The organism is Thalassolituus sp. LLYu03 (genome assembly GCF_050507655.1).
GTDB lineage: Bacteria > Pseudomonadota > Gammaproteobacteria > Pseudomonadales > Oceanobacteraceae > Venatoribacter.
In genome coordinates this window covers 3,307,501-3,324,136 of the sequence record NZ_CP191496.1, presented here as the reverse complement: position 1 = coordinate 3,324,136, position 16,636 = coordinate 3,307,501, and the positions used below count along the sequence as shown (strand labels likewise).

The following is a 16,636-nucleotide window of genomic DNA, read 5'->3' as shown; positions in this document are numbered from 1 at the left end:
GAGGTGTCTTCAGGCAAATTCCGTTCGGAGGAATTACTTGCCTGTTTTAGCGCGGGTCCAGGCGCGGGTCATGTTGCGCGCTTCTTTATCGGTCGGGGTCTTCAGCACCACCAGTTTTTCCTGGGTGGAAGCCGCCGGATAAATACCTGGGTTGTTGCGAACTTCTTCGTCAACCAGCTTGGTAGCCGCCGCGTTGGCGTTGGCGTATGCAACGTAGTTAGAGATCGGTGCGATCACTTCTGGTTGCATCAGGTAGTTCACGAACTTGTGAGCGTTGGCTGCGTTTGGTGCATCCACAGGGATGGCAGCAACGTCAGTCCACACCACAGCACCTTCGCTTGGTACCACGTATTCAACGTTCACGCCGTTGGCCGCTTCAGCCGCACGGGCCTGAGCCTGCAGCATGTCGCCTGAGTAGCCGTGCGCTACACAGATGTCGCCGTTGGCCATGTCGTTGATGGTCTGGGAGTTGTGGAAGTAGCGGATGTTCGGACGAACTTTGCTCACAACGTCAGCCGCTTCATCGATGGCGCCTTTGCTGAAGTCGTCAGACGCTTTGCCCATGTAAACGCGGGCTGCAACGAACACTTCGATCGGGTCATCCATCAGAGCGACGCCACAGGCAGACAGCTTCTTGGTGATTTCAGGGTCGAACACCAGTTTCCAGGTATCCAGTGGCATATCGTCGCCCAGGATCGCTTTCACTTTGTCGACGTTGTAAGCGATACCGGTAGTACCCCACATGTAAGGGATCAGGTGCTGGTTACCAGCGTCGATATCGGACAGGGACTTCAGAATGATCTTGTCCAGGTTGCCGTAGTTGCTCAGCTTGCTCTTGTCGTAAGGCTGATACAGCTTGGCTTTGATTGCACGGTCAGCAAACGGACGGGCAGTCGGGAATACCAGATCGTAGCCGCTGCGGCCAGCCAGCATCTTGGCTTCCAGTACTTCGTTTGAGTCGTATACGTCGTAGGTTACCTTGATGCCAGTCGCTTTTTCGAAGTTAGCGATGGTGTCTTCGGCGATGTAGTCAGACCAGTTATAGATGTGCAGTTCTTCCTGAGCAGTCGCAGTAACAGCGGTTGCCATCAGAGCGGCTGCGATGGAGCCAATTCCCAGTAAGCGCTTGTTCATTAAGCCAGTTCTCCAGCTCAGTCCCTTTGAATTAAGGGGGGTCAATTAAACAGATAACCCCGCGGGTTTATCCGGTCTTCAAGGCATCTGTGTCTCCTGCGGGAAGCTCAGCTACCGCTCAGGACACATCAGAAACAGTGCCATTGCAGGCGGCCGGAGCTGTCTGTTCCCAGCCCGACTCAGCGCGCAATGATGGCAATTTCCCGCAAAAAATACAGCCAATAGATCGGATTGTCACGATTAATGGCTTTAATTGATGCGCACCGCTTCCCGGGGCTGGAAAATTGCGACCCACGCCGCATGCCGACTGCACCCGTGAGGGATTTTTTCAGGCAATTCAGCCGTTTGCCCGGGAACCGGAGGCGGGCTTTATAACTCAGCAGAAAGACTTATGCCGCCTGTGACGTTCAAATGTCGTCTTTGTCTGTTATCGTCCGCGGTTCGTTTGCGTCCGGCGCCGCTGTTATCATGCCGCCTCCTTTGAGTTGTGAATCCCCGATGGCCACCAAAAAAGCCGGGACTGGTTCCCGCAGAAAACCGGCAAAAGCCCCCGCCAAACCGCCCCGTCTCTGGCTGACCTGGCTGCTGCGCTTCGCGCTGGTCGGCATGGCCGCGTTTGCGGTCTGGCTGGTGTATCTGGATGCCCAGGTGCGGGAGCGCTTTGATGGCAATAAATGGACGCTGCCGGCAAAGGTATTCGCCCGGCCGCTGATGCTGTATCCGGGGCAATTGCTCAGTCCGGTGCAGCTTAAGGCCGAACTCGGCTGGTCAGATTACAAACCCATAGCCGGCGCCCCGCGTGCCGGTGGCTATGCGCAGGATGGCGAAGACTGGTGGATTTACCGACGGGCATTTCCGTTCTGGGATGGCGCCGAACCGGCCCGCCGCATCCGCGTGCGCATCCGCGACGGGCGGGTAACTGATCTGGAAGAAGGCGGAGCCGATCTGGCCCTGATCCGGCTGGAGCCGCAGTACATCGGCGGCATTTTCCCGGCCCACAACGAAGACCGCGAACTGGTGAAGCTCACCGATGTGCCACCGGCGCTGGTCGCCGCTCTGGTGGTGACCGAAGACAAAGCCTTCTTCGATCACTGGGGTATTTCCTTCCGTGGCATTGCCCGCGCCATGCTGGCCAACGTACGTGCCGGCGGTTTCGTGCAGGGGGGCTCGACACTCACCCAGCAGCTGGTGAAGAACTTCTTTTTAAGCAGTGAGCGGACGCTGGTGCGCAAAGCGCAGGAAGCCCTGATGTCGCTGTTACTGGAAGTGCATTACAGCAAAGAAGAAATCCTGCAGGCCTATCTGAACGAGGTGTATCTGGGGCAGGCCGGGCGTCGATCCATTCACGGCTTCGGACTGGCCGCGCGCTTCTATTTCGGCAAGTCGGTGAACGAGCTGGATAACGGCGAAATCGCGACACTGGTAGGACTGGTGAAAGGTGCTTCTTTCTATAATCCGCGCCGCAATCCGGAGCGCGCGAAAGAGCGCCGCGATCTGATTCTGGGTCTGATGGCTGACAACAACATCATCTCCGACGCCCAGCGCATCGTTGCACAGGGTAAGCCGCTGTACACCGCCGATTCCAACCGCGCCGGTCAGCGCGAATACCCGGCTTTCCTCGAACTGGCGCGGGCGCAGTTGCAGCGCGATTACCGCCTCGAAGACCTGCAGAGCGAAGGCCTGCATATTTTCACCACCTTAGATCCGTGGATGCAGCACGCGGTGGAAGACGCTGCCCGTGAACAGCTCGACCGCCTCGAGCGGCGCAGCGCGGCGCTGAAAGGCAAACTGGAAACCGCCGCTGTCATCACCAGTGTCGATGGCGGCGAAGTGCGCGCACTGCTGGGCTCGCGTCAGCCGGAATTCTTTGGCTTTAACCGCGCCTTAGCGGCCAAACGCGCGATTGGCTCGCTGGCCAAGCCGGTGGTGTATCTCACCGCACTGGAAAGTGGCCGTTATCACTGGGGCACGCCCATTGATGATAAGCCGGTGTCGGTGTCCGGCCCCGGCGGTCAGTTGTGGCAGCCGCAGAACTACGATCATAAATCCCACGGCGTGGTGCCGATGGCCGACGCACTGGCCGGTTCACTGAATCAGGCAACGGCCCGGCTGGGCATGACCATAGGGCTGGGCAAGGTCGCCGATACGTTCCGCCAGCTGGGGCTGACGGCGGATATTCCGCCGTATCCGTCGATGCTGCTGGGGGCGATTTCGCTGTCGCCGTTTGAGGTTGCCGGCCTGTATCAGACCATAGCGTCGCAGGGGTTTGTGATGCCGCTGCGCACCATTGAAGCGGTGACCACGGCGCAGGGGCAAACTCTGTCGTCCTATGCCCTGAGCGGTGAACAGGCGGTGGACCCGGCCATGATGCAGTGGCTGCGTTATGGTCTGGAACAGGTGGCTGAGCGTGGCACCGCGCGCCGTTTAACCGAAGAACTGGAAGGTCCGCTGGCGGCCAAAACCGGCACCAGTGACGATCAGCGCGACGCCTGGCTGGCGGGATTTGATAACCGTCATCTGGGTGTGGTCTGGGTCGGTCGCGACGACAACCAGCCCATGCCGTTTGCCGGCTCCAGTGCAGCCTTACCCATCTGGCTGGAAACCTTCCGCAGCGCCGGCAGCGAGCCGCTGGCGCCGGCCACTGCGCTGGCAATGGTCGCTGTGAACGAACGCGGTGAACGGGTCGGCAGCGGATGCCGTGGCAATCTGTATCCTTTTATCCGTGCCCGCCTGCCGGCGGATACACCGGCCTGCCAGACGGCAGCCCCCGAAAAAACTGAGGAGAAGCGTTCGTGGTTCAACTGGTTGTTCTGAGTCTGCTGGCGGTGTTAACGCTGGCGGGTTGTTCCACTGTGCCGCAGGGACCGGAACAGATGCAGGCGCAGGCCGATGATCTGCCACAATGGCAGGACGGCATGATGACGTCGTTCACGGATGGCAGTAACCACCCGGCGGTGGCAGCGTTGTTCGCCAAGGCTGAAAGTGCGCGACAGGAGCAGCAATGGCGCCGGGCCATGACCTACCTCGATCAGGCCCGCCAGATTCAGCCGCGTAATCCCGCCGTGTTTTACCGCGCTGCCTGGGTGGCGATGCAGACCGGCGACGCCCGTCAGGCGGAACAGCTGCTGCAGCGGGGACTGGTGTTTGCGCAGGGCGATCATGAATTAACCCGCCGGCTGCAGTTGCTGCTGGCTGAAGCGCTGGATGCGCAGGGGCGGGTAATTGAGGCCGACAGTCTGCGCCGGCAGGCCGCCCGCGGCTGAAGGTTCAGCCGCGGGTTTAAGACTTACTGTTTACCCACTTTAAAGCGCGTCAGCAGACCGCGCAGGTCGCTGGCCATGGCGACCAGATGCTCGGAGTTGCGCGCTGAATCGCTGGCCTGAGACGAGGTGGCCTCGCTGATGTCGCGGATCACCGCCAGATTGCTGTTCACCTCGTTGATCGCTTTGTTCTGCTCGTCCACCGACTTCACAATCTGCTGATTCATGCGGTTGATATTGCCCACCGCATTTTTCATGTTCAGCAGGTTATCCACCGTGGCTGTGATCTGCTCAACGCTGGTACCCACCCCCTGTTTGCTGCTTTCCATCGCGTGCACCGCTTCGGCTGAACCCTTCTGCAGGCGTTCGATCATGCGCTGAATTTCTTCGGTGCTCTGGTGCGTGCGCGACGCCAGCGTGCGCACTTCGTCGGCCACCACGGCAAAGCCGCGGCCCTGATCACCGGCCCGGGCGGCTTCGATGGCGGCGTTCAGCGCCAGCAGGTTGGTCTGCTCGGCAATGCCCTGAATCACGGCCAGCACCGAGCCGATGTTGTTGCTCTCGGTATCCAGATTCTGAATCACGGTATTGGCGCGCTCGATGCTGCTGCTCAGGGTGCCGATGTTGTCGCGTGCGCTGGCGATGGTACGCTCGCTGGCTTTACCTACAGCGTCGGCGGCTTTGGCGGCTTCGGCGGCTTCGTGCGAATGCTCGTGAATGTGGTGCATCGACGCTGTCAGTTCCTGAGTTGCGGCGGCGATCAGGTCGGTTTCGGAATGCTGGCGCTGGGCGCCCTCGCTCATCTGCTGAGTGGAGCGGGCGAAAGATTCCCCCACTTCGCCTATCTGGCGCGACAGCGAGTTCGCCTGACTGACGAGGTTATCCATCAGCACAAAGAAGTTGTTAAAAGATTCGGTGAACTCGCCTTCGGGTTGTTCAATGCGGAAAGTCAGGTCGACCGGGCCCTCGCGCGAGATGTGCTGGCCGATCTTGATCAGCTCGGCGTTCTGCAGAAATTCAGCCCAGCTTTTGCGCGCCAGATAAATCAGGGCGCCGGACTCAATTACCACAAACACCGCGTGCAGCAGCACGATGTTGATGCCGGTGCGCGCCTCAAATACCCACACCGGCGAACCGCTTTCCTGCAGGTAGTTAAACAGCAGGTGATGCACCGCGATCACCGCCGCGGCGGTGATGATCGGCAATGTGTCGCGGTAATACAGGAGTAAGGCCAGCGAGACGAAAATACTGAAGTGCATTTCCAGCAGCCCGTGGGCCTGATGGATGTGTAAGGCGGAAAACACCATCAGCGAGGCGCCATAGGCCATGCGCGAAAGACGGCTGGCCGGCGACAGACGACTGACCGCGAACGGCACCAGCACCGCCGGTAAGCCGATCATAAAGGCTTCCGTCCAGGTGTCGTACCAGCCGGCGAGCAGCAGGGAAACGGCGAACAGGGCCGAGACCACCCCTAAAAAGAAGCGGTCAGCCTGACGGTAAAACTGATAACGGATGGTCGTCATTGTTGAGCCTGTTGTAATTAACCACACAGTTATTAAGTGTAGTGAACAGAATCAGGCTCTTTATTTCGTACGCAGAAAAACAATCGGAACTATTGATGCCGCCAGCCACAGATTCAGGTCTTGCTGGGCGAAGCCAGTCTGCTGATACCACAGCATCAGCAAACCCCAGCTGGCAGCGGCGGGCACAGCCAAGCGGCTGTTGCGGGGAATGGCCAGCAGCGCGCTGAGCAGCGCCACGCCCAAAGTAACCCACAGCAATAACGGCAGCTCACCGGCGCGGCGCATCAGTTCAAACACCACACACAGCGCCAGTAACACGCGCCCCCAGATCAGGCGCGACCAGTGGTAGTTCAGCTGTGCGGCTAACAAGGTACAGGCCAGCAGCGGCAGCGCCGCATACAGGCTGAGTTGCTGCGGCAGCAGACGGATGCTCCATGGCAGGCCGGTATCGATCAGGCTGAACAGCGCATGCACCAGCAGAATAAGGCCGGCAGCAAAACGCGCGCTGCTGCTGCCCGACCAGCCACCGCCGGGGCGGCTCGCCCACAGCAGCAGGCTGCTCATGATCAGCAGCGCGATCGAGCCAATCAGCGCCATTACAGGGTGGCCATCACACGGTCAGCGGCGGTGATGGTATCCAGAATGTCCTGCTCGCTGTGAGCGATGGACATAAAGCCGGCTTCAAACGCCGATGGTGCCAGATACACGCCTTCTTTCAGCATACCGTGGAAGAAGGTGTTGAAGCGTTGAGTATCGCAGTGGTCGGTCACGTCGCGGTAGGTGTTCACCTTATCCAGCTCAGTGAAGAAAATACCGAACATGGAACCGGCGCTGTTGTGGGTAAACGGAATGCCGTGCGCATCCGCAGCCGCCTGCAGGCCGTTCAGCAGTAGCTGCACGCGGGCGTTCAGTTGCTCGTAGAAGCCCGGCTTTTGAATGGCTTTCAGCATCGCCAGACCCGCAGCCATGGCCAGTGGGTTACCGGACAGGGTACCGGCCTGATACACAGGGCCCAGCGGTGCCAGGTATTCCATGATTTCGCGCTTGCCGCCGAAAGCACCGACCGGCAGACCGCCGCCGATCACTTTACCCAGCGTGGTCATATCCGGGGTGATGCCGTAGTAGGCCTGCGCACCGCCCAGTGCCGCGCGGAAGCCGGACATGACTTCGTCGAAAATCAGCACGATGCCGTGCACGGTGCACAGCTCACGCAGACCCTGCAGGAAAGATTTACTCGGCGGAATGCAGTTCATGTTGCCGGCCACCGGCTCGATGATCACACAGGCAATTTCATCGCCCATTTTGGCGAAGCATTCTTTCACGCTGTCGAGGTTGTTGTAGTCGAGGGTGATGGTGTTTTCCGCAACGGCAGCCGGTACGCCCGGAGAGGTCGGCACACCTAAGGTCAGCATGCCGGAGCCGGCTTTCACCAGCAGAGAGTCGGCGTGACCGTGATAGCAGCCTTCGAATTTCACCAGCTTGTCACGGCCGGTAAAACCGCGCGCCAGACGGATGGCACTCATGGTGGCTTCGGTGCCGGAGTTCACCATGCGCACCATGTCCATGGACGGAATCAGCTTGCACACTTCTTCTGCCATTTCGATTTCGATATGGGTCGGCGCGCCGAAGCTCAGGCCTTTGTCCATGCGCGCTTTAACGGCGTCCAGAATCTCATCGGCGGAATGGCCGAGAATCATCGGGCCCCAGCTGCCAACGTAGTCGATGTAGCGGTTGTCGTCGGCGTCGAACACATACGCGCCTTTGGCGTGGTCGAAGAAAATCGGGGTGCCGCCAACGCCTTTAAATGCGCGCACCGGCGAATTCACACCACCGGGAATGTGCTTCTGGGCGGCGGCAAACAGGGCTTCGGACTGGGCAATGGAATAACTCATAGATTTTCTCGCTTAATTAAAACGGACGCACGACCACCAGAATGACGATGGCGATCAGCAGGAAGACAGGAATTTCATTAAACCAGCGGTAGAACACATGGCTGCGCTGGTTGTTGTCGTCGCGGAATACCTTCAGCAGGTGTCCGCAATAAAAATGGTAAGCAACCAGCAGCGCGACCAGTGTCAGCTTGGCGTGCAGCCAGTGGGTCTGCACCAGATAGTAATCCGGGTTAAAACTGATCAGCCAGACGCCCAGCGCGATCACCACCACCATAGATGGCGTCATGATGCCGCGGTACAGCTTGCGCTCCATGATCTTAAAACGCTCGCGCGATACCGTATCTTCGGCGGCAGCGTGATACACAAACAGACGCGGCAGATAAAAAATGGCGGCGAACCAGGTCACCACGGCAACGATATGAAAGGCTTTTACCCAAAGCATCAGCGGCCCCTAGGTTGATAGCGGTAAAAGTGTTCGATCCGGGTCTGCGACACCAGCCCCACGCAGCGGCGGAACTGATCGTCGCGATAAACGGCCAGCCATTGTATGTGATGCTGCTGCATCAGGTCTAAGGCGTCCTGCAGGTTGGCCTTGAGCGAAATCATCGCCACCTGTTGGCGGTCGGCGGGAATGGCAATCAGGTCGAGGTCGCTGCTGTCCGGCTGAGCTGCCTTCTGTTCGTCGGTCAGCTCTTCCTGCTGCTCACGACGCAGGGCCAGCGCCTCGGCCACGGCGGCTGGTGGCAGAATGACTTTATCGTCTTCCAGCAACAGCCATTCCGGTTCGCGTTGCAACATAAAGCCCGCGGCTTCGGGTGACACATAGCGGTTGCTGACCACCACCGATTGGGTCATGACTTCGGCCACCCAGGTGTTGCGCAGCATCTGTTGCACTGGGTCGGGCAGTTGGTAGTTATGACCGCCGCCGAGCTGTACTTCAAATACCGATGGCAGACGGAACACTTCGCTCACCACCAGACTGGCGATCACGATGGTCAGCATGCCGGGCATGATGATGTTGGGGTTGGCGGTCAGCTCCAGCAGCGCCACGAGCGCCGCCAGCGGAGCGCGCAGCACGGCACCCATTAAGGCGCCCATGCCGAGCACGGCGTAAAAACCGATGGAAACCGGGTACTCAGGAAACACATACGCCGACAACTGCCCCATCAGACCGCCGAGTGCGGCGCCGATAAACAGGGTCGGGCCGATCAGGCCGGCCGGAAAGGCAACGCCCGCCGCCCAGGACGACAGCAGCAGTTTGCCGGCCAGCAGCAGAAACAGGGTGGTCATCACCACGTTGCCGGCCAGCGTGTCGTTTACGGTGTCGTAGCCGATGCCCATGATCTGCGGCAGAAACAGGCTGAGCAACGCGGTGGCGGCGGTCAGCGAACCCCATTTCAGCCAGATCGGCAGACTGTTCATGCGCTGGAAAAAGCGCACCAGATGAATGTAGGCGGCAGCCACCAGACCGGCGCCCACCGCCAGCGCCAGCACGTACGGTATTTCCGCCAGCGAATGCATGTCGACGCCGGGTACGGCAAAGGCGGTTTCGGCGCCGAAGATGGCTTCGCTGACGATGGCACCGGCCACCGACGCCAGAATGATGGGAATAAAGCCGCGGATGCTGTATTCGAGCAGTACCACTTCCATGGCGAAGATGACCCCGGCCATGGGCGTATTGAACGAGGCGGCGATCGCGCTGGCGACGCCGGCGCCGGCCAGAATACGCAAACGGTGATGGGCCAGTCCCACGCGCTGACCGATCTGACTGGCGGTGCCGGCGCCCATATGAATGGCCGGGCCTTCACGGCCCACGCTGTGACCGCTGAGAATAGCCACGGCGGCAGCCCACCATTGCAGCACCAGATTCGGCAGCGGCAGATACCCCTGATGCAGCTCCATGCGTTGCATCACATGGGCAACGCCGACACCGCGGCGTTCCGGGCGCAGCAGGTGAAAGGTCACGATCAGTACCAGACTGCCGCCGAACAGCAGGGCAAGGCGGGTCCACTGTGTCAGCTGTTCGTAATGTTCGGACGACTCCATAGGCAGTGTCAGCACCAGCGGAATTTCGATCGCCAGCCGGAACAGGGTGATGACCAGTGCCGTGGCAATACCGGCCAGCAAGGCCAGCAGCGCCAGACCGATCTGGTTATCGGACAACGAAATCAGGTTGAGCCAGTGCTGGCGCAGAAACTTCACAGTGGACCGGTATCCTTATCCGGCCGCCGTTATCGGCAGGGCGGCATGGTGTCATCGGGCGTTTGAGCTGTATTATACCCGTCTTTCATTTAACGCTGCCCTTAATGATGGGGCGGTTTTTCACAATGAGGTTCAGTGTGATTAAAGTCGGTATCGTAGGTGGCACCGGATACACCGGTGTGGAACTGCTCAGAATCCTGGTTAACCATCCGGATGTGGAGCTGAAAGTCATTACCTCGCGCAGCGAAGACGGCGTGCGCGTGGACGACATGTTCCCCAATCTGCGCGGTCATACCGACCTGAAATTCAGTGTGCCGGACGTTGCCACCCTGGGTGAGTGTGACGTGGTGTTCTTTGCCACTCCGCACGGCGTTGCCCATGCCATGGCCGAAGAAATCCTCAACACCGGTGCCCGTGTCATCGACCTGTCGGCCGACTTCCGTCTGCAGGACGCGGTGGAATGGGAAAAATGGTACGGCAAGCCACACGGCGCCGTCGGTATTCTGCCGCAGGCCATTTATGGTCTGCCGGAAGTGAACCGCGCCCAGATTAAAGAATCGCGCCTGATTGCGGTGCCGGGTTGTTACCCGACCTCGGTGCAGCTGGGTTTCCTGCCGCTGCTGGAAAACAATCTGCTGGCCGATCAGATGCTGATTGCCGACTGTAAATCCGGTGTGTCCGGTGCCGGTCGTGGCGCCAGCGTCGGCTCTCTGCTGTGCGAAGCCAGCGAATCCATGATGGCCTATGCGGTGAAAGGTCACCGTCATTTACCGGAAATTCGTCAGGGTCTGAAACGCGCCGCTGGAAAAGAGGTCAATCTTACCTTTGTGCCGCACCTGACCCCGATGATCCGTGGAATTCATTCTACACTCTACGCCACGGCGCCTGGTCTCACTCAGGAAAAACTGCAGGCGCTGTACGAAGAGCGTTATGCCAATGAGCCGTTCGTCGACGTGATGCCAGCAGGCAGCCATCCGGCTACCCGCAGTGTGAAAGGCAGCAACGTCTGTCGTCTGGCGGTTCATTACCATGCGCAGACCGGACAGGTCATTGTTCTGTCGGTCATCGACAATCTGGTAAAAGGTGCCTCCGGGCAGGCTGTGCAGAACATGAACATCATGTTCGGGCTGGAAGAAAACACAGGACTGAAACAGGTCGCGCTGTTGCCATAACAGCCGGCCCTGAGGCGGAACTCACTTCAGAACAAGGATTGCAGTAATGGCGGTAGTAAAAGGTAGCCAACAAGAGCGTCTGATCATTCGTCAGTATCGCCCCTGGGAACGTTTTCGCCGTAATGTATACCTGATTCTGTTTATTGTGGCGGTGGGCGTTGGCGGCTACTTCGGTGGCGTCTACGACAGCATGGCCAGCATCAGTGCGCTGACCAGCGAGCGCAATTCTCTGCAGATTGCCCTGCAGGATGCCGACCGCACAATCAGTAATCTGACTCAGCGCGTGGGTGTGCTGGAAAAAGGCGGTGAAGTGGACCGTAAGGCCACCGAGGGTATCCGTCAGACGGTTAAAGAACTGAAAGCTCAGATCGCTTCTCTGGAAGAGGACGTGGCTTTCTACAAGGGCATCATGGCGCCCAGTGGCGACGATAAAGGTCTGCGCATCAGCAAGATCGATATCCAGCAGCTGTCGGCTCCGGCCCGCTTCCGCTACTCCATCATGATGACGCAGGTGGCGGACAACAGCTCGTTCATTTCAGGTCTGGCGGCGGTCAACTTTGTTGGTCGCCAGAACGGCGAAAAAATCATGTTGCCGCTGCGCGACATGGACGCCAGCGTGTCGGACCTCGGAGTGAAATTCCGTTTCCGCTACTTCCAGGAAGTGGCGGGTGAAATTCAGTTACCGGAAGGCTTTACCCCTGCTCAGGTGCAGGTGGTACTGCAGTCTACCGGTGACAAGGCTCAGCGCGTTGAGCAGACAATCGACTGGCCCATAGGAGAGGCTTCCTGATGTTTAGCAGTAAAGACAAGGGTGCAGGCACCCATTACGACACACTGATCTCCTCCAAAACCGAGATCGTTGGCGACGTGAAATTCACCGGTGGCCTGCATGTTGATGGTGTGATCAAAGGCAATCTGGTGGCGGAAGCCGGCAGCGGTGCCGTGGTACGCATCAGCGACAAAGGTCAGGTTGAAGGTCAGATCACCGCACCGAACGTGATCATCAACGGCCGTGTGGTCGGTGATGTGCACGCCGGCGAATACATTGAGCTGGCGAAGAAAGCACAGGTGAACGGCGACGTTTACTATCAGGCCATGGAAATGGTGCTGGGTGCAGAAGTGAACGGTAAGCTGCATCACCAGACCAAAGGCGACGTCCGTAAAAAGGCCGAGCCGGAAGTAAAAGTGGACGTACCTGACGCTAAAGTTGACTGAAATTGTCGGATAACCGGATAATTCACCCAACTGTTTTATTCCGGAAAGCGTATGAACGCCGTTCAGCAAGCCAGCCCTATTGAACTCACCGCCGCCGCTGAGGCCAAGATCCGTGAGTTGTTACTGGATGAAGCCGATGATGAGCTCTGCCTCAGGGTCTTTGTGACCGGAGGCGGTTGCTCCGGTTTCCAGTACGGTTTTACCTTCGACGATGAGCGCGCCGAAGACGACAGCCTGATTGAACAGGATGGCGTGCGCGTGCTGATCGACTCCCTCAGCTACTCCTATCTGGTGGGCTCCGTACTCGACTACAAAGAAGGCCTCGAAGGCTCACGCTTTGTAGTGAATAACCCGGGCGCTTCCTCCACCTGTGGCTGTGGTTCTTCTTTCTCTGTCTGATTTCACGGAACGAACTATGCGTTTACTGGCTCTGCTGGCTGCTGCCCTGACAATCCCGGCGTGGGCGGATCTGACTCCGTTGCAGGAGCCGGTAACCGACGCACAACCCGCACAGGTGATGGAAACGCCTGCGGCTGTGGTGCAGGAAGCCGTGGCCGGCAGCCGTTATCAGGCGGTGCTGATGCTGCACACCGAGCAGGAGTTGCGGGATTTTCTGAGCCGCGCAGACGCACTGGCCGGACAATCCAACTATCAGCGTGGCGAACCGGTGGCGGTTGTCCTCTACGGCGACGAGATCGGCCTGTTCGCGCGCACGCATTACCGTGAGAACAAAGCGCTGGTGGATCTGGCCGCACGTCTGGATGCATTCAACGTCGTGGATCTGAAAGTTTGTCAGCAGTGGCTGGGTAAGAGCGGTCTGCAGGCCGCTGACCTGCCGTCGTTCCTGCAGCCCGTGGATGACGGTGCTGCTGAAATTCAGCGCCTGCAGCAGGCCGGCTACGCCAGTTTCTGAGTTTCTTTCCGGTCTACCTCTCCTCCCGCCGCTACTATAGAGTGTGTTGATCACTCTGTTGGCGGGAGGCCTTCGTGAAAACACTTCTTCTCTCTCTTTGTCTGTTCATGACGTCCCTGAGCTGGGCCGGTGGCATTGGTATCATCAGTGCGTCGCAGGGGCCTGTGCGCTGGTACAAAGGTGACGATGCGGTAAAGCTGGGTCGTGGTGACACCATTGCCGAGGGCAGCCGGGTGATGACGGGTGAGCGTGCCCGGTTAGTCGCGCGCATGAACGACGGCAGTGTTATTACCTTAGGCGCCAACACCACCATGGAGTTTACCGACTGGCAGTTTGCCGAAGGCAGTCAGGCCAATCACGCCGAGCTGACCATGGTCGAAGGGGTGTTCCGCTTTGTCACCGGTCTGATTACCGATCAGCCGGATCCGCAACTGACCGTGGCGACGCCATCGGCCAGTATCGGGGTGCGGGGCACGGATTTCTGGGGTGGTTATCTCGACGCCGATGCGCTGGATGTGATTCTGCTGGATGGTAAGCACCGGCTGGAAATCAGCAACGCCTTCGGCAAAACCGACATTCTGCAACCTGGGCTGGGTGTGACCGTGGCGGATGGGGAAAAGCCGGGCAAACCGGTGAAATGGGGTGACGAAAAACTGCAGCGCGCTGTGCAGAGCATCACGCTCGACGCCAAGCCCTGATATCAGGCGGGGAATATCCCGCCGAGAATGCGTTCACCAATGGCGCCGGTGACCTCCGGCGCATTGCCGCTCAGGCCCTGATGCGTGCGCCACGCCAGCCAGGCGAACGCCATCGCTTCCAGCCAGTCAGGATCAACACCCGCCGTGGCGGTACTTTTAATCTCGTGCTGAGGCAGGCTCTGACGCAGACGTTTCAGCAAATGATCGTTGTGCACGCCGCCGCCACACACCAGCAGTTCACCCTGTTCATGACCATAACGCCGCACCGCCCGGACGATGCTCTGCACCGTCAGCTCGGTAAAAGTGGCGAGCATGTCTTCCGGATGCTCCTGCGACAGGTCGCCGTACTGCGCCAGATTAAACAGTTCACGGCCTGTGCTTTTTGGGATGTCCTGACGGAAGTACGGATGATCGAGCCATTCATCCAGCAGGTCTTCGCGGATTTCGCCCAGTGCTGCCAGGTGGCCGCCTTTATCGCAGCTGCAATGCAGATAGTTCTGGCACCACTCATCCATCAGCGCGTTACCCGGGCCGGTATCGAAGCCTGTCAGGGTGCGCTCGCCATACGGCAGAACCGTCAGATTGGCGATACCGCCGATGTTCAGCACCATGCGCGGTGTCTGGCAGGCCAGCGTATGCTTATGAAACGCCGGCACCAGAGGCGCACCGTGACCGCCGGCGGCTACGTCGCGGCGGCGGAAGTCGGCAATGCAGGTAATGCCGGTGTGCTCGGCAATCCACGACGGATCACCAATCTGCCAGCTGAAACCGTCGGGCTGACTCTTGTGGCGCAGGGTATGACCGTGCGAGCCGATGGCGGTGATGGCGCTGCTCTGCAGACTGTTGCGCTTCAGCAGTAATTGCACCGCTTCCACGGAACACTCGGCAATGCGGCGGTCGAGCAGGGCGATGTCGCGCACTCGTGCATCACGCGCCACGGCGCCTTCGCGCAGCTGCTGGCGGAAGGTTTCATCGTAAGGAACGCACAGGGCGTCCAGCAGACGGATGCCCTGACTCACGTCGATCAGGGCGGCGTCCATACCATCGGCACTGGTGCCTGACATCAGGCCGATATACAGACTCATTGGAAAGAACCTACCCGGTTGCCTTCGCCGTCGGCGAAGCTGTTCAGCCAGCTCAGCATACTGTCCGACTTTTCGCGGAAGCTGGCCTTTTCACTGTCTGGCACGGCTTCGGCTTTCGGCAGCTTCACGCGTAGTGAATCGCGGTGCACGCCATCGACGCGGAATTCGTAATGCAGATGCGGGCCGGTTGCGAGGCCTGTGCTGCCGACGTAGCCAATGATCTGACCCTGTTTCACGGCGCGGCCGGTGCGGGCGTTTTTGCCGAACTTGCTCATATGGGCGTACAGCGTCTGGTAGCGGGAGCCGTGCTGAATAATCACACAGTTGCCATAGCCGCCTTTACGTCCGGCGAAAATGATTTTGCCATCTCCGGCGGCCTTGATCGGCGTGCCGACGGCGGCGGCGTAGTCGGTACCTTTATGGGCACGGATGGTGTTCAGCACCGGGTGCTTGCGGCTCAGGTTGAAGCGCGAACTGATGCGGGCGAAGTCGATCGGGTTGCGCAGGAATTCCTTGCGCATGCTCTGGCCGTCCGGGGTGTAGTAGCTGGCGTCGCCGTTCTTATATTCGTAGCGCACGGCGGTCAGCTCACGCCCCTGATTATTGAAGCGGGCAATCAGGATATTGCCGTTGCCGATTTTGTCGCCGTCGAGATACACCTCGTCGTAGATCAGGCTGAAGCTGTCACCTTCGCGGATGTCGAGGGCGAAGTCGATGTCCCAGCCAAAGATGCCGGCCAGCTCGATCAGTACCTGTTCCGGCACACCGGCCTGCGTGCCATCAACAAACAAGGAGTTGTTAATGACTGCACTGGCGTAGCGTGGACGGTAATCGGCGTGACGTTCTTCCAGGTGGTACTTCATGGCACCTTCGGCATTGCGCTCAAAGCTGTGGCGCGCCAGTGGCGACAGTTCGATCTGGAAGTTCTGTACGTGGTTGTCTGCGGAGCGCACCCAGTGCAGGGTCTGCCCTGGTTTCAGTTGCAGAGAACCTTTGGGCGCAACCGACGCCAGCGCAATGACGTCGACGGCGCTCAGGTTATTGCGGCTGAACAGCGATGACAGACTGTCGCCAGCTTTAACGCTGGTTTCTTCCCAGTTCAGCTCCGGCTCGGGTGGAACCTCAGGTTCGGTCTCCGGCACGGCGATGGTGAAGGTCGTCTGTTGAAGAGCTTTGTCAGATGAAGAAGGCCAGAGTGCAATCGACAGCAAAGCGAACAGAGTGATTAGGGCTCCCGCCATATGGGTGACAGGGAAATACTGCAGGCGTCCCGACAAGGCCATGGTGTCTGACGAGTCCTATATTTATTGGGGTAATGATTGCTTCACAAGTGTAAACAATTCGCGGGCATTTTACCCAGTGAACTTGATTTTGCACATTGATCAGGTATGTTCACCAACCTTTCAAAACCGACAGAATCAGAGTGCTCACAATGACAGCTGCATTATTAGATGACCTGAAAGCACGCGGTCTGGTTAATCAGGCGACGGCGGATGTGGAACTGACAGAACATTTGGAAACTGGTTCCCGTTCTCTTTATTG

General features: G+C 59.0%; 17 protein-coding genes (1 of these 17 cut by a window edge). 9 read left to right on the top strand and 8 right to left on the bottom strand.

All coding sequences use genetic code 11. The features are described from left to right. Window positions 1-33: 33 nt before the first annotated feature. Window positions 34-1,134: a polyamine ABC transporter substrate-binding protein gene (locus ACQUQU_RS14805; RefSeq protein WP_430460471.1), complete on the bottom strand. Its 1,101-nt coding sequence runs from the start codon at window positions 1,132-1,134 to the stop codon at window positions 34-36. Between the two features lie 498 nt (window positions 1,135-1,632). Between ACQUQU_RS14805 and mrcB the strand changes: the two genes are divergently transcribed. Both mrcB and ACQUQU_RS14795 read left to right on the top strand, forming a co-directional pair. Then, window positions 1,633-3,948 carry a penicillin-binding protein 1B gene (gene mrcB / locus ACQUQU_RS14800; protein ID WP_430460470.1) on the top strand — a complete coding sequence of 772 codons (2,316 nt, stop codon included), beginning with the start codon at window positions 1,633-1,635 and terminating at the stop codon, window positions 3,946-3,948. Continuing rightward, window positions 3,927-4,397, top strand: coding sequence for a tetratricopeptide repeat protein (locus ACQUQU_RS14795; RefSeq protein WP_430460469.1), 471 nt, complete (start codon window positions 3,927-3,929; stop codon window positions 4,395-4,397). The genes mrcB and ACQUQU_RS14795 overlap by 22 nt, the downstream gene beginning before the upstream one ends. 23 nt (window positions 4,398-4,420) lie before the next feature. Here the strand turns inward: ACQUQU_RS14795 and ACQUQU_RS14790 are convergent, their stop codons facing one another. From ACQUQU_RS14790 to ACQUQU_RS14770, 5 genes are read right to left on the bottom strand one after another with little or no spacing between them, the layout of a single operon-like run. Beyond that, window positions 4,421-5,917 carry a methyl-accepting chemotaxis protein gene (locus tag ACQUQU_RS14790; RefSeq protein ID WP_430460468.1) on the bottom strand — a complete coding sequence of 499 codons (1,497 nt, stop codon included), beginning with the start codon at window positions 5,915-5,917 and terminating at the stop codon, window positions 4,421-4,423. A gap of 60 nt (window positions 5,918-5,977) precedes the next feature. Next, window positions 5,978-6,514: a hypothetical protein gene (locus ACQUQU_RS14785; RefSeq protein WP_430460467.1), complete on the bottom strand. Its 537-nt coding sequence runs from the start codon at window positions 6,512-6,514 to the stop codon at window positions 5,978-5,980. Continuing rightward, window positions 6,514-7,809 carry a glutamate-1-semialdehyde 2,1-aminomutase gene (hemL, locus tag ACQUQU_RS14780; RefSeq protein WP_430460466.1) on the bottom strand — a complete coding sequence of 432 codons (1,296 nt, stop codon included), beginning with the start codon at window positions 7,807-7,809 and terminating at the stop codon, window positions 6,514-6,516. Before hemL ends, ACQUQU_RS14785 begins: the two co-directional genes overlap by 1 nt. A 16-nt stretch (window positions 7,810-7,825) precedes the next feature. Then, the gene (gene hemJ / locus ACQUQU_RS14775; protein ID WP_430460465.1) at window positions 7,826-8,251 is read right to left on the bottom strand and encodes a protoporphyrinogen oxidase HemJ; all 426 of its coding nucleotides are present in this window, start codon (window positions 8,249-8,251) and stop codon (window positions 7,826-7,828) included. Beyond that, window positions 8,251-10,011 carry a chloride channel protein gene (locus tag ACQUQU_RS14770; protein WP_430460464.1) on the bottom strand — a complete coding sequence of 587 codons (1,761 nt, stop codon included), beginning with the start codon at window positions 10,009-10,011 and terminating at the stop codon, window positions 8,251-8,253. The genes hemJ and ACQUQU_RS14770 overlap by 1 nt, the downstream gene beginning before the upstream one ends. A gap of 137 nt (window positions 10,012-10,148) precedes the next feature. Between ACQUQU_RS14770 and argC the strand changes: the two genes are divergently transcribed. The 6 genes from argC to ACQUQU_RS14740 all read left to right on the top strand — a co-directional run bounded on the left by argC (window position 10,149) and on the right by ACQUQU_RS14740 (window position 14,009). After that, window positions 10,149-11,183, top strand: coding sequence for an N-acetyl-gamma-glutamyl-phosphate reductase (gene argC, locus ACQUQU_RS14765; protein ID WP_430463046.1), 1,035 nt, complete (start codon window positions 10,149-10,151; stop codon window positions 11,181-11,183). 46 nt (window positions 11,184-11,229) lie between these two features. Next, window positions 11,230-11,973, top strand: a complete 744-nt coding sequence (locus ACQUQU_RS14760) for a DUF6776 family protein (protein WP_430460463.1) — start codon at window positions 11,230-11,232, stop codon at window positions 11,971-11,973. Next, entirely contained in the window at window positions 11,973-12,398 is a 426-nt protein-coding gene (locus ACQUQU_RS14755; protein ID WP_430460462.1) for a bactofilin family protein, read from the top strand. Before ACQUQU_RS14760 ends, ACQUQU_RS14755 begins: the two co-directional genes overlap by 1 nt. Before the next feature lie 51 nt (window positions 12,399-12,449). Further along, a complete protein-coding gene (erpA, locus tag ACQUQU_RS14750) occupies window positions 12,450-12,797 on the top strand; it encodes an iron-sulfur cluster insertion protein ErpA (protein ID WP_430460461.1) in 348 nt (115 codons plus the stop codon). 16 nt (window positions 12,798-12,813) lie between these two features. Then, window positions 12,814-13,311: a DsrE family protein gene (locus ACQUQU_RS14745; protein ID WP_430460460.1), complete on the top strand. Its 498-nt coding sequence runs from the start codon at window positions 12,814-12,816 to the stop codon at window positions 13,309-13,311. Window positions 13,312-13,385: 74 nt separating this feature from the next. Then, window positions 13,386-14,009: a FecR family protein gene (locus tag ACQUQU_RS14740; protein WP_430460459.1), complete on the top strand. Its 624-nt coding sequence runs from the start codon at window positions 13,386-13,388 to the stop codon at window positions 14,007-14,009. A gap of 2 nt (window positions 14,010-14,011) precedes the next feature. Here ACQUQU_RS14740 and ACQUQU_RS14735 read toward each other — a convergent pair whose 3' ends face one another. Together ACQUQU_RS14735 and ACQUQU_RS14730 are read right to left on the bottom strand one after the other, a co-directional pair. Continuing rightward, window positions 14,012-15,094 (bottom strand): anhydro-N-acetylmuramic acid kinase, encoded by a 1,083-nt coding sequence (locus tag ACQUQU_RS14735; RefSeq protein ID WP_430460458.1) that lies wholly within the window; start codon window positions 15,092-15,094, stop codon window positions 14,012-14,014. Next, the gene (locus ACQUQU_RS14730) at window positions 15,091-16,335 is read right to left on the bottom strand and encodes a peptidoglycan DD-metalloendopeptidase family protein (protein ID WP_430460457.1); all 1,245 of its coding nucleotides are present in this window, start codon (window positions 16,333-16,335) and stop codon (window positions 15,091-15,093) included. The genes ACQUQU_RS14735 and ACQUQU_RS14730 overlap by 4 nt, the downstream gene beginning before the upstream one ends. Before the next feature lie 191 nt (window positions 16,336-16,526). Here ACQUQU_RS14730 and tyrS point away from each other — a divergent pair, with 191 nt between their 5' ends. Beyond that, on the top strand, window positions 16,527-16,636 hold the beginning of the coding sequence (gene tyrS, locus ACQUQU_RS14725; protein ID WP_430460456.1) for a tyrosine--tRNA ligase. Its footprint extends 1,189 nt past the window's final position; 110 of the gene's 1,299 nt are visible here — the first part of the coding sequence; its start codon is at window positions 16,527-16,529; its stop codon lies beyond the right edge, outside the window.